Annotated in this window: 19 protein-coding genes and 1 riboswitch; of the genes, 11 read left to right on the top strand and 8 right to left on the bottom strand. The window is 70.3% G+C overall.

Going from position 1 to position 19,391, the window contains the following annotated elements; all coding sequences use genetic code 11:
- Window positions 1-66: 66 nt before the first annotated feature.
- The gene (locus SLINC_RS20440) at window positions 67-642 is read right to left on the bottom strand and encodes a TerD family protein (RefSeq protein ID WP_067435036.1); all 576 of its coding nucleotides are present in this window, start codon (window positions 640-642) and stop codon (window positions 67-69) included.
- Window positions 643-831: 189 nt separating this feature from the next.
- Between SLINC_RS20440 and arfB the strand changes: the two genes are divergently transcribed.
- Both arfB and SLINC_RS20430 read left to right on the top strand, forming a co-directional pair.
- On the top strand, window positions 832-1,302 hold the full coding sequence (gene arfB / locus SLINC_RS20435; protein WP_067435034.1) for an alternative ribosome rescue aminoacyl-tRNA hydrolase ArfB: 471 nt from the start codon (window positions 832-834) through the stop codon (window positions 1,300-1,302).
- A gap of 115 nt (window positions 1,303-1,417) precedes the next feature.
- On the top strand, window positions 1,418-2,371 hold the full coding sequence (locus SLINC_RS20430; protein ID WP_067435032.1) for a sigma-70 family RNA polymerase sigma factor: 954 nt from the start codon (window positions 1,418-1,420) through the stop codon (window positions 2,369-2,371).
- Here the strand turns inward: SLINC_RS20430 and SLINC_RS20425 are convergent.
- Together SLINC_RS20425 and SLINC_RS20420 are read right to left on the bottom strand one after the other, a co-directional pair.
- Complete coding sequence (locus tag SLINC_RS20425; RefSeq protein ID WP_067435029.1) at window positions 2,290-2,766, bottom strand: GNAT family N-acetyltransferase; 477 nt, start codon at window positions 2,764-2,766, stop codon at window positions 2,290-2,292. The genes SLINC_RS20430 and SLINC_RS20425 overlap by 82 nt on opposite strands.
- 66 nt (window positions 2,767-2,832) lie before the next feature.
- Window positions 2,833-3,378: a flavin reductase family protein gene (locus SLINC_RS20420; protein ID WP_107406840.1), complete on the bottom strand. Its 546-nt coding sequence runs from the start codon at window positions 3,376-3,378 to the stop codon at window positions 2,833-2,835.
- Window positions 3,379-3,715: 337 nt separating this feature from the next.
- Here SLINC_RS20420 and cdgB point away from each other — a divergent pair, with 337 nt between their 5' ends.
- Both cdgB and SLINC_RS20410 read left to right on the top strand, forming a co-directional pair.
- On the top strand, window positions 3,716-5,371 hold the full coding sequence (cdgB, locus tag SLINC_RS20415) for a diguanylate cyclase CdgB (protein ID WP_067435023.1): 1,656 nt from the start codon (window positions 3,716-3,718) through the stop codon (window positions 5,369-5,371).
- A 122-nt stretch (window positions 5,372-5,493) separates the two neighbouring features.
- Window positions 5,494-6,450 carry a CBM35 domain-containing protein gene (locus SLINC_RS20410; RefSeq protein WP_067435020.1) on the top strand — a complete coding sequence of 319 codons (957 nt, stop codon included), beginning with the start codon at window positions 5,494-5,496 and terminating at the stop codon, window positions 6,448-6,450.
- A gap of 13 nt (window positions 6,451-6,463) precedes the next feature.
- Here SLINC_RS20410 and SLINC_RS20405 read toward each other — a convergent pair whose 3' ends face one another.
- The 3 genes from SLINC_RS20405 to SLINC_RS20395 form a co-directional block, all read right to left on the bottom strand.
- Window positions 6,464-7,393, bottom strand: coding sequence for a 1-phosphofructokinase family hexose kinase (locus SLINC_RS20405; RefSeq protein ID WP_067435016.1), 930 nt, complete (start codon window positions 7,391-7,393; stop codon window positions 6,464-6,466).
- 78 nt (window positions 7,394-7,471) lie between these two features.
- Window positions 7,472-8,683: an N-acetylglucosamine-6-phosphate deacetylase gene (gene nagA, locus SLINC_RS20400; protein ID WP_079164622.1), complete on the bottom strand. Its 1,212-nt coding sequence runs from the start codon at window positions 8,681-8,683 to the stop codon at window positions 7,472-7,474.
- Window positions 8,683-9,624: an ROK family protein gene (locus SLINC_RS20395; RefSeq protein ID WP_079164621.1), complete on the bottom strand. Its 942-nt coding sequence runs from the start codon at window positions 9,622-9,624 to the stop codon at window positions 8,683-8,685. Before SLINC_RS20395 ends, nagA begins: the two co-directional genes overlap by 1 nt.
- Before the next feature lie 171 nt (window positions 9,625-9,795).
- Here SLINC_RS20395 and SLINC_RS20390 point away from each other — a divergent pair, with 171 nt between their 5' ends.
- The 3 genes from SLINC_RS20390 to otsB all read left to right on the top strand — a co-directional run bounded on the left by SLINC_RS20390 (window position 9,796) and on the right by otsB (window position 12,294).
- Complete coding sequence (locus SLINC_RS20390) at window positions 9,796-11,013, top strand: ABC transporter substrate-binding protein (protein ID WP_107406839.1); 1,218 nt, start codon at window positions 9,796-9,798, stop codon at window positions 11,011-11,013.
- 33 nt (window positions 11,014-11,046) lie between these two features.
- Window positions 11,047-11,286, top strand: coding sequence for a DUF3263 domain-containing protein (locus SLINC_RS20385; protein WP_067445537.1), 240 nt, complete (start codon window positions 11,047-11,049; stop codon window positions 11,284-11,286).
- A gap of 135 nt (window positions 11,287-11,421) precedes the next feature.
- The gene (otsB, locus tag SLINC_RS20380) at window positions 11,422-12,294 is read left to right on the top strand and encodes a trehalose-phosphatase (protein ID WP_067435012.1); all 873 of its coding nucleotides are present in this window, start codon (window positions 11,422-11,424) and stop codon (window positions 12,292-12,294) included.
- Between the two features lie 22 nt (window positions 12,295-12,316).
- Here the strand turns inward: otsB and SLINC_RS20375 are convergent, their stop codons facing one another.
- A complete protein-coding gene (locus SLINC_RS20375) occupies window positions 12,317-13,702 on the bottom strand; it encodes an alpha,alpha-trehalose-phosphate synthase (UDP-forming) (protein WP_107406645.1) in 1,386 nt (461 codons plus the stop codon).
- Window positions 13,703-13,763: 61 nt separating this feature from the next.
- Window positions 13,764-14,708 carry a glucosyl-3-phosphoglycerate synthase gene (locus SLINC_RS20370; protein ID WP_067435005.1) on the bottom strand — a complete coding sequence of 315 codons (945 nt, stop codon included), beginning with the start codon at window positions 14,706-14,708 and terminating at the stop codon, window positions 13,764-13,766.
- Window positions 14,709-14,844: 136 nt separating this feature from the next.
- Window positions 14,845-15,003: riboswitch (SAM riboswitch) on the top strand.
- 18 nt (window positions 15,004-15,021) lie between these two features.
- Between SLINC_RS20370 and thrC the strand changes: the two genes are divergently transcribed.
- The 4 genes from thrC (at window position 15,022) to groL (ending at window position 19,304) form a co-directional block, all read left to right on the top strand.
- Entirely contained in the window at window positions 15,022-16,308 is a 1,287-nt protein-coding gene (gene thrC, locus SLINC_RS20365) for a threonine synthase (RefSeq protein ID WP_067435002.1), read from the top strand.
- An 88-nt stretch (window positions 16,309-16,396) separates the two neighbouring features.
- Entirely contained in the window at window positions 16,397-16,672 is a 276-nt protein-coding gene (locus SLINC_RS20360; RefSeq protein ID WP_067434998.1) for a MoaD/ThiS family protein, read from the top strand.
- 430 nt (window positions 16,673-17,102) lie between these two features.
- Window positions 17,103-17,309, top strand: coding sequence for a cold-shock protein (locus tag SLINC_RS20355; RefSeq protein WP_007493268.1), 207 nt, complete (start codon window positions 17,103-17,105; stop codon window positions 17,307-17,309).
- A gap of 369 nt (window positions 17,310-17,678) precedes the next feature.
- Window positions 17,679-19,304 (top strand): chaperonin GroEL, encoded by a 1,626-nt coding sequence (gene groL, locus SLINC_RS20350; RefSeq protein WP_053749950.1) that lies wholly within the window; start codon window positions 17,679-17,681, stop codon window positions 19,302-19,304.
- Window positions 19,305-19,391 lie beyond the last annotated feature (87 nt).

The following is a 19,391-nucleotide window of genomic DNA, read 5'->3' as shown; positions in this document are numbered from 1 at the left end:
CAAGATACCCCCGAAAACGCCGGAACCCCCGGCCGGAGCCAGGGGTCCCCGCAAGCGCGGTGTCCGTCAGACGTTGACGCCGAAGTCCTGGGCGATGCCCACCAGGCCGGAGGCGTAGCCCTGGCCGACCGCGCGGAACTTCCACTCCGCGCCGTTGCGGTAGAGCTCGCCGAAGACCATGGCCGTCTCCGTCGCCGCGTCCTCCGACAGGTCGTAGCGGGCGATCTCGGTGCCGCCGTCCTGGTTGACGATGCGGATGTAGGCGTTGCGGACCTGGCCGAAGTTCTGCGAGCGGTTCTCCGCGTCGTAGATCGAGACCGGGAAGACGATCTTGTCGACGTCGGCCGGGAGGCCGGCGAGGTTGACGTTGATCGCCTCGTCGTCGCCGGCGCCCTCGCCGGTGCGGTTGTCACCGGTGTGGACGATGGTCTGGTCCGGGGTCTGCTTGTTGTTGAAGAACACGAAGTGGGCGTCCGAGTAGACCTTGCCCTGAGGGTTGACCGCGATCGCGGAGGCGTCGAGGTCGAAGTCCGTGCCGGTGGTGGTGCGGACGTCCCAGCCGAGGCCCACGGTGACGGCGGTCAGGCCCGGAGCCTCCTTGGTGAGCGAGACGTTGCCACCCTTGGACAGGCTTACAGCCATTGTTGGGAGTCCCTTCCCTCGTTTATGTACGGCAGTACGGACATGAAGCTACAGCTACCTCCATGAACGCCGAGAGGGGTGCCGAAGGTTCCTGGTGTCTTTACTTTCTTTACCGAGCCGGTGGACCGAGCCGATGGTTGCCGGTCCGTGGCGATATTCGCGTGACGTGGACCGGACAGAGAGGGGAACATGGACGGCATGTCCGGTCCTCAGCGGGGGTCTGGGGGTTCGTCCCCCAGAAAACTCAGTATTCGCGGCTCCGTCTCGCTTCCCGAGGCCGAGCTCATGTGGCGTTTCTCGCGGTCGTCCGGTCCGGGCGGACAGCACGTCAACACCAGCGACTCCCAGGTCGAGCTGCGCTTCGACCTCGCGAAGACCGAGGCGCTGCCCGAGGTGTGGAAGCAGCGGGCCCTGGCCAAACTCGCGGGGCGGCTGGTCGACGGTGTCGTCACCGTCCGCTCCTCCGAGCACCGCTCCCAGTGGCGCAACCGCGAGACCGCCGCGGTACGCCTGGCCTCCCTCCTCGCCGAGGCGACGGCCCCGCCGCCCAAGCCCCGCAGGGCCACCCGCATCCCGCGCGGCATCAACGAACGCCGGCTGCGGGAGAAGAAGCAGCGCTCGGACACGAAGCGGGGCCGCTCGGGCCAGGGCTGGGGCTAGAGCCACCGCCCCCGGCCGGACCGGCCGGACACCCGCCACGCCCCCGTGTCACATCTCCTCCGCGTCACCCGTCAACCAACCGACGACGGACGGACCGTGACGAGGGGCAGTGACCATGGGCTACGACGACTTCCTTGCCGAGCGTTTCGAGGCGCACCGCGGGCATCTGCGGGCCGTGGCGCACCGCATGCTCGGGTCGGTCACCGAGGCCGACGACGCGGTCCAGGAGGTCTGGCTGCGGCTGAGCCGTACGGACGCGCGGCGGATCGACAACCTCGGGGGCTGGCTGACGACGGTGGTCGGCCGGGTCTGCCTCGACATGCTGCGCTCGCGCCGCTCCCGCGCGGAGGAACCACTGGAGACCGCACCGCAGCGCCCCGGCACGACCACCGGCCCCGGCCCTGGTCCCGGACCCGGACCCGTCCCCGACCCCGAGCAGGACGCTCTGCTCGCGGACTCGGTCGGGGGCGCCCTGCTCGTCGTACTGGAGACGCTCACGCCCGCCGAACGGCTGGCGTTCGTGCTGCACGACCTGTTCGCGGTGTCCTACGACGAGATCGCGGCCGTCGTCGGGAAGTCCCCGCCGGCGGCGCGGCAGCTGGCCAGCAGGGCCCGGCGCCGGGTGCGGGGCGCCCAGGCGCCCGACGCCGACCTGGCCCGGCAGCGGGAGGTCGTCGACGCGTTTCTCGCCGCCGCGCGGGCGGGGGAGTTCGACGCGCTGGTCGCGGTCCTCGATCCGGACGTCGTGGCGCGTACCGAGGTCGGGGTGACGACGGGTGCGGCGGCGGTGGCCCGGGGCGCGAGCCGGTTCTCCCGGGGGGCGGGTGTCCCCGTACCCGCTCTGGTGGACGGCCGCACGGGCATGGCGGTGTTCGTCGACGGCCGGATGGACCGTGTCCTTTCCTTCACCGTCGTGGACGAACGGATCACCGTGATCGACATCACCACGGACCCGGACCGTCTCGCCGTGCTGGACGTCGAGCTTCTTCAGGAGGCGCCCAGTTCCAGCACGCCCACCGTCTCGCCCTCGACCGTCTCGCCGTTGGGCCGGAAGCCGAGCCGCAGGTAGAAGTTCTCCGGGCCGTCGGGGCCGGGGTGCCAGGTGACGTGGAACTCCTTGCCGCCCCGGCGGCGGATCTCGGCGGCGACGGACTCCACGGCGAACCGGCCGTAGCCGTGGCCCTGCGCGTCCGCCGCGATGTTGAGGCGCCACAGGCCGGAGCGGAAGAGGGTGCCGTCGTCACGCCAGTCGATGTCGAAGAAGGCCATCAGGAAGCCGACCGGACGGTCCCCGTCGAGGATCAGGCGCGGCCAGGCGGTGTCCGGATGAACGTAGGCCTCGGCGAGGGACTTCACCACGGAGGTGACCGCGAATTCCTGCTCGGGGCGGACCCGGATGCCGATCGCGGCCTCGAAGGTGCGGGGGGTGATCTCTTCGAGGCGGAGTCCGGAGGGCGTCGTCATGCGCGCACCCTAAGCAGGCGAATCACGGCGGGGCGAGCGAATTCCGGGGGCCCGGCCGGGTGAAGGTCACCCCAACTGCCGGTAGCGGCCCCGGAAATACGTGAGCGGTCCGCCGTCCGCGCTGGGGAGGGACGCCGTCAGGACGCGGCCGATCACGAGGGTGTGGTCGCCGGCCGGCACGCGCTGTTCCGTGCGGCACTCCAGGGTGGCCAGGGCGCCGCCCACGAGAAGGGCGCCGGTCGCCGCGCCACGGACGTAGGGGATGTCCTCGAAGAGGAGGCGGTCGCTGATGCGGCCCTTCATGGCGAAGCGGCCGGCGATGTGCCGCTGGCTCTCGGAGAGGACCGACACCGCCCACAGGGGCTGCTCGTCCAGCAGGTCGTCCATGCGGGAGCCGTTGCGCAGGCTGACCAGTACCAGGGGCGGGTCCAGGGAGACCGACATGAACGCCGTCGCCGTCATGCCGACGTCCTCGCCCTTCGGGCCCTCGGGGTCGAGCGGGGCCTCGAACGCGGTCACCAGGACCACGCCGGCGGCCAGCCGGGACAGGGCGGTGCGGAACTCGTCGTTGCTCACCCCCACAGGATGCCCGGAGGCGGGCGCGGGGATCATCGGGGGCGAGGTGACGGAGGGAGTGTGGGGCACGCCGGAAACGCTAGTGTCCGTCCTGCACGCACCACATCGGGCCTTCGCCCGAGACCGGACCTAGGTCTCCCGACCGAGCACAAAAATTACGTTCAGTAAGCGCACTGGTAAACCGCAGAAACCCCACTCAATTGTTCATCTTTCGCTGTGACTTGAGTCACAAGGGGCAGTAATTGTTGACCCTGTGTACCGAGTGAGGAGCGCGCTGTGATTCAGTGGCGGGGAAGCTCCACTTACGAAGCGCACTGACGATACGCCGATGAGAACCCTTGATTCGCTGCGAGGTCTCGGGGGGAGGGCGAGCATGGAGAGCGAGTCGGAACCCTACGTCCGTCTTGCGTCCCTGCGACAACTGCACCAGGTCATGGCCGACATGAACACGGCCCGCAGCCTGGCGGACACACTTCAGACGGTCGCCGACGGCGTGGTCCAGGCCCTCGGCTACGAGCTTGCCTGCGTCAACCTCGTGCGTCCCGACGGCGATCTCGTGGTCGCCGCGTTCTCCGGCAACCAGGCCGCCGAATCGCTGATCACCGGCCGCGTCGGCTCCCGCGAGTCCTGGGAGCGCCGCCTCTCCATGGGAGAGAACTGGGGCGACCTGGTCTTCATACCGCACACCGAGGGCTGGGTCCTCGACGACGACGACGTCCCGCAGTGGTACACCGACGGGCCCGCGCCCCGCTTCGAGGACGAGTGGCACCCCTCCGACCGGCTCTTCGCGCCCATGTTCACCCCCGCGGCGCCGGGCGGCGGCTCGTGCGGCGAGCTGATCGGCGTGCTCTCCGTGGACCGTCCGCGCAACGGCCGCAGGCCGGGCGCGTGGGGGCGCGAGGCGCTCCAGATGTACGCCTTCCAGGCCGCCATCGCGATCAGTAACGCGCGTCTACGTGCCAACATGCAGCGCGCACTGGTCAGGCTCGAAAGGGAGCAGCAGGCGCTCAGGGCCAGCGAGGAGAGCTTCCGGCAGGCCTTCGAGTACGCCCCCTCCGGCATGGCCATCGCCGAGATGGGCGGCGACCAGCACGGCCGGATCCTGCGCACCAACGACGCGCTGTGCCGTCTCCTCGGCCGCCCCGCGTCCGCGATGCGCCGCTACGCCTTCTCCGACCTCGTCCACCCCGAGGACATAGGGACGCTGCTGCGGACCTCCGCCGAGGGCGGGCGCGCGGAACTGCGCCTGGGCCGCCGTGACGGCACCTACGTCTGGGTCAGCCTGCGCAACTCCGTCGTCGCCGACGCCGCCGACGGGCCGCGTTTCCTCCTCACCCACGTCGAGGACATAGAGGAGCGCAAGCGCCGCGAGCTCCAGCTCGCCCACCGCGCCTCCCACGACTCGCTCACCGGCCTGCCGAACTCCGCCGAACTGCGCGCGCGCCTGTCGTCCCGGCTCTGCCAGCGGCCCACCCACCCGGCCGCCCTGGAGTCCATCGACGCGGCCTACGGCCATCCCGCCTACGACGTCAACGGCCACGGCTTCGACTTCCGGCCGGGCGCGGAGTCGTTCGACGGCTTCGACCACCATGTGCACACCGTCGCCCCCGAGGGGGAGCGCGACGACGGCACCAAGGGGCTCGCGGTGCTCTTCTGCGACCTCGACGGCTTCAAGTCGATCAACGACCGCTTCGGGCACAACGCGGGTGACGCGGTGCTCATCGAGGTCGCCCGGCGGCTGTCGCAGTGCGTGCGCGACGGCGACACCGTCGCCCGGCTCGGCGGCGACGAGTTCGTGATCCTCGCGGACGGGCTCGGCAAGGCCGATGCCCAGGACCTCGCGGTCCGGCTGCGCAACGAGATCATCCAGCCCATCCGGGCCGAGGGACGGGCCGTGCGGGTGGGCGCCAGCTTCGGTATCGGCTGGGCACACTGCGGCATGACGGCGGACGAAGTATTGAAGTCGGCCGACGAGCGGATGTACGTCGAGAAACGATCCCGTCCCAAACAACACAGACGCGCCGGCTGATCCCCAGGTCAGCGAGCTGATGCGATCCGAGTCACCCGTTTGGGGCAGCGGGAGCGGGTAGGCTCGCCATTCTGACTCCACGTATCGCATCCGATCCGCACCTGTTCGAGGAGTACCAAGGGATGACGTCCGGCAACAACGGCGCGAGCACGCCCGAGGACGACGACCCGTTCGGCTACCTCTACGCCGACGGGCAGGCCAACGGGGCCCAGCCGCCGTCCGGTGGCTACGGCTACCCCGGCTCGGTCGGCTCCGTCAACAGAGCGCGCTCGGTCGGGCAGCGCCAGTACGGACAGCAGCAGCCGCAGGCCGCCGCGACCGCCCCCTACGGGCAGGTCCCGCAGCAGGCCCCGGGGCAGCCCAGCGCGCACTACGCGGCCCCCGAGACCTTCCCCGGCGGCGGTGGCGGTGCCACCACCCAGAGCCCCCAGCCGTCCTACAGCGGCGGTGGCGGCCGGGGCGGCCCCAATACCAAGGGCCTGCTGATCGGCGCGATCGCGGTCGTCGCCGCGGTCGTCATCGGCATCGGCATCGCGATGGCGGGCGGCGACGACAACAAGGACGCGGGCGGCGGCGACTCGTCGAGCACGCCCACGACGTCCCAGAGCTCCGACCCCACCCCGTCGAACTCGTCGTCGGGCGAGGCGGCGGAACTGCCGAAGGCCGACACGAAGACGATGCGCCTGGAGGGCGGCACGAGCGTCGCCACCTCCGTGAAGGGCGCCCAGGCCGACGGCGGCGTCTACGTGCAGGGCTTCAACCAGGTCGGGGCGTCGGTGACGTGGTCGGCCACGGTCCCGAAGGCCGGCAAGTACACCCTGTACACCGGCTACAGCGTCCCCGGAAAGGACGCCACCGCCACGCTCACGATCAACGGCACGGCCTCCACCACGCCGGTCGGCATGGACAACTACGCGAAGGCCGCCGAGGGCGACTACGAGAAGGGCTGGACCAAGACCTACAACTGGGTCCAGCTCAACAAGGGCGCCAATACCATCAAGCTCTCCTGCGAGCAGGGCAACCAGTGCGACGCCCTCCTCGACCAGTCGTGGCTGGTGAACGGCTGGGTCAAGTCCTAGGCCCGGTCGACTCCTAGGCCGCGCTGACCTCCTGCGACACCGTCACCCGCCCCACCAGCTCCTCATAAACCCCCCGGTCGAACTCCCCCGCCACCGGTGACACGACCGTCGCCGCGGACAGGGCGACCGCGCGGGACAGGCGGTCCGGCCAGGGCAGGTGGGTGGTCAGTCCCGACAGCAGGCCCGCGACCGCGGAGTCGCCGGCGCCGGTGGGGTTGCCGTGCACCCGGGCCGGCGGGGTGGCCCGCCAGCGGCCCTCGGGGGTGACGGCGAGGAGGCCGTCGGGGCCGAGGGAGGCGACGACGGCATGGGCGCCGCGGCGGCGGGCGTCCTGGGTGGCGCGCAGGGGTTCGTGGGAGCCGGTCAGCTCCGCCAGTTCGTCCGCGTTGGGCTTCACGATGTCCGGGCGGGCGGCCACACCGCGGCGCAGCGGCTCACCGCTGGTGTCCAGCAGAACCGGCACCCCGGCCGCCCTGGCCGTACGGATCAGCCCGGCGTACGCCCCCACCGGCACACCCGGCGGCAGGCTTCCGCACAGGGCCACCGCGGACATGGCGGGGACCAGATCCTCGTAGGCCTCCTGGAAGGCCGCCCACTCGGCGGGGGTGATCGTAGGGCCGGGTTCGTTGAGCTGGGTCGAGTCGCCGGTCCGCTCGTCCATGACGGCGATCGTGCGGCGGGTGGCGCCGGTCACCGGGACCAGGGCGTCCACCACGCCCCGCACACCCGTGAGGTGCTCCTGGAGCACCCGCCCGGTGGCGCCGCCCGTGAAGCCGGTGACCGTCACCTCGTGGTCGAGGGCCGCGAGGACCCGGGCCACGTTCAGACCCTTGCCGCCGGGCCGCTCGATCACCTCGGTCACGCGGTGCGAGGCGTGCGGCCTGAGCGCCGGGACGCGGTAGGTGATGTCGAGAGCGGTGTTCAGCGTGACCGTGAGGATCACCTGGGCCGACCTCCCCCGAAGACTGAATGAGCCCATCCAGTCTCCCAGGACAACCGCCGCCCTCAACAGCGGGACACATCACCCCAGTTGGGGATCGACCACCCATTCACCCCGGCGCATCACGCCCTTGAGCGCGAAGTCGGCGTCGAGGACGACGAGGTCGGCGAGCTTGCCGGGCTCCAGGGAGCCCACGGTGTCGTAGAGGCCCAGCAGCTTGGCCGGGTTGACGGACAGGGCCGTCACCACGTCCGCAACCGGCAGCCGGTCCACCGTCACCGCCCGCTGGAACGCGCGGTCCAGGGTGAGTGTGGAGCCCGCGATCGAGCCGCCCTCCACCAGCCGGGCCACCCCTTCGCTGACCTCGACCTCCAGCGGGCCGAGCATGTACGTGCCGTCGCCGAACCCGGCCGCGTCCATCGCGTCCGTGATGAACGCCACCCGCCCCGCGCCCGCGTGATGGAACGCCAGCTGGAGGGAGGCCGGGTGCAGATGCGTGCCGTCGTTGATCAGCTCGACCGTGATCCGCTCGTCCTCCAGGAGGGCGGCGATCGGGCCGGGGGTGCGGTGGCCGAGGGCCGGCATCGCGTTGAAGAGGTGCGTGGCGACCGTGGCGCCCGCGTCGATCGCCTCCACCGTCTGCTCGTACGTCGCGTCCGTGTGCCCGATCGCCGCGATGACGCCGTGCTCGGCGAGGAGGCGCACGGAGTCGATGCCGCCCGGCAGTTCGGTGGCGAGGGTGACCATCTTCGCGTGGCCGCGTGCCGCGTCGATGAGCTTGCGTACGGCCGCGGGGTCCGGGTCGCGCAGCAGGTCCTCCGCGTGCGCGCCCTTGCGGCACGGGGAGATGAACGGGCCTTCGAAGTGGATCCCCGCGATGTCGCCCTGCTCGGCCAGTTCGGACAGGAGGCCGGCGCGCTGGGCGAGGAAGTCCATGTCGCCGGTGACGGTGGAGGCGACGAGGGTGGTGGTGCCGTGCAGGCGGTGGGTGTGGATGCCGGTGAGGACGTCGTCCGTGGTGCCCGAGGTGAAGGAGGCTCCGCCGCCGCCGTGGTTGTGGATGTCGATGAAGCCGGGGACCACGTGGTGGCCGGTGAGGTCGATCATCTGGGCGTGGGGTGAGGGTGTGGCGGTGATGCGGGTGCCGTCGGTGGACAGCCGGCCGTTCTCGACGGTTCCGGTGGGGAGGACCACGTTGGCGCCGGACAGGATGAGGGGGCCCTTGCCGGTTGCGGGGTGCGGGTCGTATGTGGCTGGTCGCGCAGTTCCCCGCGCCCCTGGGTGGGGTGCCATCAGGCTGATTCCTCCGTGCTGTCGGTGGATGTGAGGAGGTCCCAGGCCAGGAGCCCGGCGCCGAGGCAGCCGGCTGTGTCCCCCAGGGCCGCTGGGACCACGGACGGCAGCTTCTGGAAAGTGACCCGCTCGCGGACGGCGTCCCGTAGCGGTGTGAACAACGTTTCCCCCGCTTCGGCCAGCCCGCCACCGATGATCAGTGTCCGCGGGTCCAGCAGGGTGAGGGCGGTGAGGAGGCCGTCGGCGAGGGCGTCGATGGCGTCCTGCCAGATGCGTACGGCGTTCGGGTCACCGGACACGACGGCCTTGGCGCAGTCCGCGGCGTCCGCCTCGGGGGTGCCGCAGGCCGTCGCCCAGGCCTCGCTGACGGCCGCCGCCGACGCGTACCGCTCCAGGCAGCCGCGCTGCCCGCAGGGACAGGGGGCGCCCTCGGGCCGTACGACGATGTGACCGATCTCGCCCGCGAAGCCGTGCGCGCCCGCCTCGACGCGGCCGCCGATGCCGATGGCGCCCGCGATGCCGGTGCCGAGGGGGACGAAGAGGAAGCGGTCGGCGCCCCGGCCCGCGCCGATGCGGCCCTCCGCCAGGCCGCCGGTGCGTACGTCGTGCCCGAGGGCGACCGGGCAGCCCAGCCTCTCGGCGAGCAGGTCGCGCAGGGGGACGTCGCGCCAGCCGAGGTTGGCCGAGTAGGCGGCGATGCCCCGCTCCTCGTCCACGATGCCGGGGACGGCGAGGCCGGCGGCGGACGCGGGCTCGCCGTACTGCTCGACGCCGTGGGAGCGCAGGTCGGCGGCGAAGTCGAGGATGCCCTCGACCACGGCGTCCGGCCCGCGTTCGCGCCCGGTGGCGCGGCGGGTCCGGTACAGCAGCCGGCCCTCGGCCCCGATCAGGGCGGCCTTCATCCCGGTGCCGCCCACGTCGAGGGCGATGACATGTCTCACGGGGGACAGTGTGACCCCAGGACCCGCAAGAGGTCTAGTCCACTCACGTGGTGTAGACCTTAGGGCGGCAATATGTATGACCTTTCGAGAGTTTTTCGATCAGTGATCTTGAGGCGGTTGGCAGTGCGGCGGCGTAGGACAGCAACGATCGCGGTGGCGTCCGTACTGGGCATGACGGCGACCCTGGGCGGCTGCGGCCTGACCGGGAGTTCGGACGAGGTGACGCTGAAGCTGGTCGCCGCCGACTACGGCGACAGCTCGGCGAACAGCTCCCGGAAGTACTGGGACAAGCTCGTCAAGGAGTACGAGGCGGCGCACGAGGGGGTGAAGGTCGACGTCAGCGTCTACTCCTGGAACGACGTCGACCGCAAGGTCAAGGACATGGTCGCGGCCGGCGACCCGCCCGACATGGCGCAGATCGGCGCCTACGCCGACTACGCGGCCAAGGGGCTGCTCTACTCGGCGGACGACGTGCTCTCCATACCCGTCCAGGGCGACCTCGTCTACCAGCTCGCCGCCGCCGGCCAGGTGCAGGGCGTGCAGTACGGCATTCCCTTCGCCGCCTCCACCCGCGTGCTCTTCTACAACAAGACCCTCTTCGCCAAGGCGGGCATCGACGCGCCCAAGACCTGGAACGAACTCGCCGCCGACGCGCAGGCACTGAAGGCGGAGGGCGTGAAGTACCCCTACGCGCTGCCGCTCGGGCCCGAGGAGGCGCAGGCCGAGACGATGCAGTGGCTGCTCAGCGGCGGGGGCGGTTACACCGGCACCACCGGCGCCTACGCCATCGACTCCGCCGAGAACGTCGACACCTTCACCTGGCTCAAGGACGATCTCGTCGGCAAGGGGCTGACCGGTCCGGTCGCGCCCGGCAGGCTCAACCGGGCCGCCGCGTTCTCCGCGTTCGCCAACGGCGAGGTCGGCATGCTCAACGGGCACCCCTCGCTGATGAAGATGGCCGAGTCGAAGGGCGTGAAGTTCGGCACGGTGGCGATGCCCGGTGCCGAGGGGCCGAGCAGGACCTCCATGGGGGTCGCCGACTGGATGATGGCCTTCAAGAAGAACGGCCACGCCAAGGAGATCGGCGACTTCCTCGACTTCGTCTACAGCGAGAAGAACGTCCTCGGGTTCTCCCGCGAGTACGACCTCCTGCCGGTGACCACCTCCGCGTCCGAGACCATGAGTACGGCCGAGGAGGACGCCGACCTCAAGCCGTTCCTGGACGAGCTGCCCGTCTCCGAGCTCTATCCCGTCGGGCAGACGTCCTGGGCCGAGGTCAGCGTCGACATCAAGCGGCGGATCGGACAGGCCGTGTCGCCGAACGGCAGCCCGACGGGCACCCTGAACCAGATCCAGGCGACGGCTTCCTCGGCACAGAGCGCGGAGTAGGCGCTGTCAGTGGGGGCGGCTACCGTGCCCGGCATGGACCAGGAACGTCAGGAACTCGGGCGCCGCGAGCGGGACATCCTCGCGCTGGAACGGCGTGGGTTCAGCGGGCCCGGTGCGAAGGAGCGGGCGATACGGGAGGAGCTCGGGCTCGCCCCCGTCCGCTACTTCCAGCTGCTCAACGCCCTGCTGGACGACGAGCGGGCGCTGGCCCACGACCCGGTGACGGTGAACCGGCTGCGGCGCGTGCGGGACGCTCGCCGCGAGGAGCGGTGACGGTCCGTCTCTGGGGGCTGCCGCCCCCAGACCCCCGCTGTCGGCCCTGAAGGGGCCTCGTCCTCAAACGCCGGACGGGCTGGGATTGCCTGGACCGGCGTTCAAGAAGAGCCGTCCGCCGCATAGGGTCGCCCTATGGGCAGCCACACGGACTCCACGGACCCGTACGACACCGACGACTCCCTGCCGGCCCCGGTGACCCCCGCGGGCCGGGACGGCCTCGCGGCGATTCTCGCGCGGCCGGAGCGGGCGGTGATCGCGCTCGACTTCGACGGGACGCTGGCGCCGATCGTCGCCGACCCCGAGCAGGCCCGGGCGCACCCCGAGGCCGTGCCGGCACTGGCGGCGCTCGCGCCGAAGGTGGCCGCCGTCGCCGTGGTCACCGGGCGCCCGGCGGGTGTTGCGGTCCGGCACGGCGGGTTCGCCGGGGTCGCCGGTCTGGAGCACCTCGTCGTCCTCGGCCACTACGGCGCCGAACGCTGGGACGCCGTCACCGGCACCGTCAACGCTCCCGCCCCGCACCCCGGCGTCGCCGCCGCCCGCGCCGAGCTGCCCGGATTCCTCGACCGGATCGGCGCCTGGCAGGGCACCTGGATCGAGGAGAAGGGCCGTGCGGTCGCCGTCCACACCCGCCGGGCCTCCGATCCCCAGGCCGCCTTCGAGGCCCTGCGCGCCCCGCTCACCGACCTCGCCGGCCGGCACGGGCTGATCGTCGAGCCCGGCCGTATGGTCCTCGAACTGCGCCCGCCGGGCATGGACAAGGGCGTCGCCCTGTCCGAGTACGCCCGCGAGATCTCCGCCGAGTCCGTCCTCTACGCCGGTGACGACCTCGGTGACCTGCCCGCCTTCGGCGCCGTGGACAAACTCCGCTCCGACGGCACCCCCGGCCTCCTGGTGTGCAGCGGCAGCGACGAGGTGACCGAACTGCGGGAACGGGCGGACCTGGTGGTCGACGGCCCGGCAGGCGTCGTACACCTGCTGCGGGCGCTGGCGGACCGGATCGGCTGAGAGGACCGGGCAGGCCCCGGGGTCAGGACCGCAGCGCGTTCAGCTGGTCCAGGAACCACTGCGCGGGGGGCAGCGCCGTCGCCGCCGCGGCCAGCCGCTTGGTCCGCTCCGCCCGCTCCTCCGGCGGCACGGACAGCGCCTCGTGGAGGGCCGAGGCCGTCCCCACGACGTCGTACGGGTTCACCGCGATCGCTTCCTCGCCGAGTTCCTCGAAGGCACCGGCCTCCCGGGACAGCACCAGCACGCACCCCTCGTCGGAGACGACGGGCACCTCCTTGGCGACGAGGTTCATGCCGTCCCGGATCGGGTTGACCAGGGCCACGTCGGCCAGCCGGTACGCGGCCAGGGAACGCGCGAAGTCGTCCTTGAGGTGCAGGAGGACGGGGGTCCAACCGGGCGTGCCGTAGACGGAGTTGATCTCCTCGGCCACCCGCCGCACCTCGGCCATGTAGTCCCGGTACACCGCGAGGTCCTGCCGTGAGGGGTAGGCGAAGGCGACGTGGACCACGCGCTCGCGCCACTCGGGGCGGTCGTCGAGCAGCTGCCGGTACGCCAGCAGCCCGCGCACGATGTTCTTCGACAGCTCGGTGCGGTCGACCCGCACGATCGCCCGGCGGCCCTCGCCGATCTCGGCCCGCAGCGCGCTGATCCGCTCCTCGACGTCGGCCCGGTGGGACCGCTCGCGCAGGAAGTCCGCGTCGGCACCCAGCCCGTGCACGCCGATCCGGGTGTCCCCGATCCCGCCGACTACCTGCTCCGCGCACGCAGTGAAGGCGTCGGCCCAGCGGCGGGTCAGGAAGCCGAGCCGGTCGGCGCCGAGCATGCCCCGCAGGACCTGCTCGGCGATGTCGTCCGGCAGCATCCGGAAGTACTCGGGCGGCGCCCACGGCGTGTGCGAGAAGTGGCCGATCCGCAGGTCGGGGCGGAGCTCGCGGAGCAGGCCCGGCACCAGCGTCAGGTGGTAGTCCTGGACGACCACGGCCGCGCCGGGCGCCGCCGACTCGGCGAGGGCCTGGGCGAAGGCGCGGTTGTACGTCTCGTACGACGCCCACTGGCGCCGGAACTCCGCGTCGAAGACCGGCTCCAGCGGGGTCTGGTACAGCATGTGGTGGACGAACCACAGCACGGAGTTCGCGATGCCGTTGTACGCGTCGGCGTGCACGTCGGCCGGGATGTCGAGCATCCGGACGCCCGGCTCGCCCTCCCCGCGCCGCACCGCCTCCCGGTCGCCGTCGGACAGGGCGGAGCACACCCACAGGGAGTCCGCGTCCGAGCCGATGGCGGACAGACCGGAGACCAGCCCGCCGCCACCTCGTTTGGTGTGCAGCGAGCCGTCCTCGCGTACCTCGTACGAGACCGGGCCGCGGTTGGACGCGACCAGCACGTGGGCACTGTGCGTTGAAGCCATGCCTCGAAATCTAGCCCAGCGCCCAACCGCTCAAACGTTCTGGTGGGGCGCGCACCGCGTGCTACGCGGCCTTTCTCCGCGTGTACTCCGCGATCTCCACCATCGGCGGCCGTTCCTCGGTGTCCACGGAGTAGGTGCGGGGCTCGAAGCCGTCCTCACCGCGTTCGAACTGGGTGAGGGAGGGGCGGATCATGTGGCCGCGGGCCAGCCGGAGCTGGGCCGTGCGGTAGATCGCGGCGGACATCCGGCCGAGGGCCTGGCCGTCCTGGTGGCGGTGCTTGCGGACGCCGACGTCGACCTGGGCGAGGGCGTCCAGGCCCACCAGGTGCAGCGCGTCGACCAGCATGCCGAGTTCGACGCCGTAGCCGACGGGGAACGGCAGCTGTTCCAGCAGGGAGCGGCGGGCCGCGTACTCGCCGCCGAGCGGCTGCACGAAACCGGCCAGCTGCGGCCAGTGCATGTTCAGCAGCGGGCGGGCCATCAGCTCGGTGACCCGGCCGCCCTGGCCGGCTGCCCCGCCGAGGGGACGGTCGTACATGCCCTTGACCAGGTCGATGCCGGGGTCGGTGAGCAGCGGGCCGACGATTCCGGAGACGAAGTCGGAGGAGAACTCCTTCAGGTCGGCGTCGATGAAGCAGACGATGTCGCCGCCGGTGACCAGCAGCGAGCGCCACAGCACCTCGCCCTTGCCGGGGGCGGCCGGAAGACGGGGGAGGATGTCGTCGCGGTGGACGACCCTCGCCCCGGCCGCGGCGGCCACCTCGGACGTGCGGTCGGTGGATCCCGAGTCGACGACCACGATCTCGTCGACGAGGGGAACCTGCTGCATGAGGTCGTGACGGATGACGGCGACGATGTCGCCGACCGTCTCCTCCTCGTTGAGCGCGGGCAGCACCACGCTGACCGACTGGTTCGTGCGCTGCTTGGCGGCCAGGATCCGGTGCAGGGGGCGATCGGTCTTGGACCAGGAGCGGGTGCTCAGCCAGCGTTCGACTTCTTTCAGCACGTAGGCGGCTCCTTCGAGTGTGATCCATCTCGCGGTTCGGACGTCTATCTCAACTGTCCTGGCCTTCGGTTACAGTCTTGAACAACGCGGATGACCATCGCATGTCCTGGGTGGCCCGACGCAGACAACTTCATACCGCTCATCCAGAGGGGCAGAGGGATACGGCCCGATGAAGCCCCGGCAACCCTCCAGCCGGTCTCGTTAGCGATCACTGTCGATCGTCACCGCGAGGCTCCCGGCTCGGGAAGGTGCCAAATCCGTCTCACGGCGAGATGCGTCGTGAGGAAGATGAGGAGAAAGGGCCTCGCCTCACATGGCTGCGCAGACTGTTGAAACCGAATCCACGACGACCGTCGACCTCGGCCCCGCCGCCGCGCTGAGCTGCCGCGAATGCGGTCACCGCGTCCCTCTCGGCCCGGTCTTCGCGTGCGAGGAGTGTTTCGGCCCGCTGGAGATCGCCTACGACTTCTCGGCCTACGACACCGAGGAACTCCGCAAGCGGATCGAAGCGGGCCCCGCGAACATCTGGCGTTACGCGCCCCTGCTGCCCGTCCCCGCGGACGTGGCGACCAAGCCGAACATCAACCCCGGCTGGACCAAGCTCGTCCAGGCCGACAACCTCGCTCGCGAGCTGGGTGTCGACGCCGGCAAGCTGTTCGTCAAGGACGACTCCGGCAACCCGACCCACTCCTTCAAGGACCGGGTCGTCGCCCAGGCCATCGAGGCCGCCCGCGCCTTCGACTTCACCACCCTCTCCTGCTCCTCCACCGGCAACCTCGCCGGTGCGGTGGGCGCCGCCGCCGCCCGCGCCGGCTTCCGGTCCTGCGTGTTCATCCCGCACGACCTGGAGCAGGGCAAGGTCGTCATGGCCGCCGTCTACGGCGGTGAGCTCGTCGGCATCGAGGGCAACTACGACGACGTGAACCGCTTCTGCTCCGAGCTCATCGGCGACCCGGCCGGCGAGGGCTGGGGCTTCGTCAACGTCAATCTGCGGCCGTACTACGCGGAGGGCTCCAAGACCCTGGCGTACGAGATCTGCGAGCAGCTCGGCTGGCGGCTGCCGGACCAGCTGGTCGTGCCGATCGCCTCCGGCTCGCAGCTCACGAAGATCGACAAGGGGCTCCAGGAGCTGATCAAGCTCGGGCTCGTCGAGGACAGGCCGTACAAGATCTTCGGTGCGCAGGCGGAGGGGTGCTCGCCGGTGTCCGTCGCGTACAAGGCCGGGCACGACGTCGTGCGTCCGCAGAAGCCGGACACCATCGCCAAGTCGCTGGCGATCGGCAACCCGGCCGACGGTCCGTATGTACTGGACATCGCGCGGCGTACGGGCGGTGCGGTGGAGGACGTGAACGACGAGCAGATCGTCGACGCGATCAAGGTCCTGGCCAGGACCGAGGGGATCTTCGCGGAGACGGCGGGTGGGGTGACCGTCGGTGTGACGCGGAAGCTGATCGAGGCCGGGGTGCTGGACCCGACGTTGACGACTGTTGTGCTGAACACCGGGGACGGTCTGAAGACGTTGGATGCGGTGGCGGGTACGGGTCTCACCGCGACCATCCGGCCGAGTCTTGAGTCGTTCCGCGAGGCCGGCCTCGTCTGAAGTTGTTTGGCTGCGGGCCGGTGGGGGCTGGTCGCGCAGTTCCTCGCGCCCCTGACGGGGCGCGTCTACCTGACCGGAGGTCTTGAACATGAGCGTGAACGTCCGCATCCCCACCATCCTGCGCACCTACACCGGCGGGCAGGCCGAGGTCGCCGCCGAGGGGGCCACCCTCGCCGAGGTCATCAGCGACCTGGAGAAGAACCACACCGGGATCGCCGCCCGGGTGCTCGACGACCAGGGCAAGCTGCGCCGGTTCGTCAACGTGTACGTCAACGACGACGACGTCCGCTTCGAGCAGGGCCTGGAGACGGCGACCCCGGACGGGGCCGGGGTATCGATCATTCCGGCCGTCGCCGGCGGCTGATCATTACCGTCGGTAACGCCAGTTACCGAGAGTTCATCGAATTGCCCCCTCCGTGAGAGAAGCGGAGGGGGCAATTCAGTGTGGTTGAGCGCGGTACAGTTGGGGAACGCGTTGCTGATCTCCGGGTCGGCCGCCTTGGTTTCTGTCTTAAGCCCGACAAGAAGTAGCCAAAGTGTGTGGCTCTTTCGTGGCTTTTGTGCGCTTTGCGGGGCCCGACTTGCCCTGAATTCGGGCGAATTCTCGCCACATTCCCGACCCTGAGCGTCCAGAATTCTCGTCTGATTGACCTGTTGCAGACGGCAGTTGGACAGATACATTCAGCCGCGGTCGACGCGTTCCGGCGCACGCCCCCAATCCTGTGGGGGGTGAGGTCTGACCCGGATTCACGAAGTGTGGATCTGCGCAAGGGCCAGTAATAGGGGAGTTAGGCATGGCTCAGGGCACCGTCAAGTGGTTCAACGCGGAGAAGGGGTACGGCTTCATCGCGGTCGACGGTGGTGCGGATGTTTTCGTCCACTACAGCGCCATCCAGATGGACGGGTACCGCACCCTTGAAGAGGGCCAGCGGGTCGATTTCGAGATCTCGCAGGGTCAGAAGGGGCCGCAGGCGGACATGGTCCGGCTCGCGACCGGCTGAAGCGCGCGCCGACTAGCAGCGACGTTCTTCTGTACATCATTCGAAGGGCTCGTACCTCCCGGGGTACGAGCCCTTCGGCATGCCCGGGGTGCGAGCCCTTCGGCCCGCCCGGGGCGTCGGCGAGGGGTGTGAGGGGTCGCGCGGGGTCGCCGTTCACCTGCGGATCTGTGGGAGGCGCTTGCACTCGGCATGGGCGAGTGCTAATCATTGGCGTTAGCACTCTGAAGGTGAGAGTGACAACGAAGGACCGGGTCGGTGAGGCCCGCAGGCCAGGTGGGGCAAGGAACCACCGGTCGGCGTGCCGTCCGTCGCGGGCGCGGGCGCGGTCCATAGAGGTAATCACCCCCAGTCCTGGGAGGACCACTTCACATGGCCAAGATCATCGCGTTCGACGAGGAGGCACGGCGCGGTCTCGAGCGCGGGATGAACCAGCTCGCCGACGCCGTCAAGGTCACCCTTGGTCCCAAGGGTCGCAACGTCGTCCTCGAGAAGAAGTGGGGCGCCCCCACGATCACCAACGATGGTGTTTCCATCGCCAAGGAGATCGAGCTCGAGGACCCGTACGAGAAGATCGGCGCCGAGCTGGTCAAGGAAGTCGCCAAGAAGACGGACGACGTCGCCGGTGACGGAACGACCACGGCGACCGTGCTCGCCCAGGCGCTCGTGCGCGAGGGTCTGCGCAACGTAGCCGCCGGCGCCAACCCGATGGCCCTCAAGCGCGGTATCGAGAAGGCCGTCGAGGCCGTCTCCGGTGCCCTCCTTGAGCAGGCCAAGGACGTCGAGACCAAGGAGCAGATCGCCTCCACGGCCTCCATCTCCGCCGCCGACACCCAGATCGGCGAGCTCATCGCCGAGGCGATGGACAAGGTCGGCAAGGAAGGCGTCATCACCGTCGAGGAGTCCCAGACCTTCGGTCTGGAGCTGGAGCTCACCGAGGGTATGCGCTTCGACAAGGGCTACATCTCGGCGTACTTCGCCACCGACATGGAGCGGATGGAGGCGTCGCTCGACGACCCCTACATCCTCATCGCCAACTCCAAGATCGGTTCCGTCAAGGACCTGCTCCCGCTCCTGGAGAAGGTCATGCAGTCGGGCAAGCCGCTGCTGATCATCGCCGAGGACGTCGAGGGCGAGGCCCTGTCGACCCTGGTCGTCAACAAGATCCGCGGCACCTTCAAGTCCGTCGCCGTCAAGGCCCCGGGCTTCGGTGACCGCCGCAAGGCGATGCTGAACGACATCGCCATCCTCACCGGCGGCGAGGTCATCTCCGAGGAGGTCGGCCTCAAGCTGGAGAACACCTCCATCGACCTGCTGGGCCGTGCCCGCAAGGTCGTCATCACCAAGGACGAGACCACCATCGTCGACGGTGCCGGCTCCTCCGAGCAGGTTCAGGGCCGGGTCAACCAGATCCGCGCCGAGATCGAGAACAGCGACTCCGACTACGACCGCGAGAAGCTCCAGGAGCGCCTGGCGAAGCTCGCGGGCGGCGTGGCCGTCATCAAGGCCGGTGCCGCGACCGAGGTCGAGCTCAAGGAGCGCAAGCACCGCATCGAGGACGCCGTTCGCAACGCGAAGGCGGCCGTCGAGGAGGGCATCGTCGCCGGTGGTGGCGTGGCCCTCATCCAGGCCTCCTCGGTCTTCGAGAAGCTGGACCTGGAGGGTGACGAGCTGACCGGCGCCAACGCCGTGAAGCTCGCCCTGGAGGCCCCGCTCAAGCAGATCGCCGTCAACGGTGGTCTCGAGGGTGGCGTCATCGTCGAGAAGGTGCGCAACCTTCCCGTCGGCCACGGCCTGAACGCCGCGACCGGTGAGTACGTCGACATGATCGCCGAAGGCATCATCGACCCGGCGAAGGTCACGCGCTCTGCTCTGCAGAACGCCGCCTCCATCGCCGCGCTGTTCCTCACCACCGAGGCCGTCATCGCCGACAAGCCGGAGAAGGCGGGCGCTGCCCCGGCCGGCGGCGGCATGCCGGGCGGTGACATGGACTTCTGATCGACCTGACGGTTGATCAACGTCCTTGCCGAGGGCGGCACTCCCTGTTCGACAGGGGGTGCCGCCCTCGGGCGTTTGCGCCGTGTG

It is taken from the genome of Streptomyces lincolnensis, from assembly GCF_001685355.1.
Lineage (GTDB): Bacteria > Actinomycetota > Actinomycetes > Streptomycetales > Streptomycetaceae > Streptomyces > Streptomyces lincolnensis.
The sequence above is the reverse complement of the archived record's forward strand: the minus strand, read 5'-3'. Positions and strand labels throughout refer to the sequence as shown.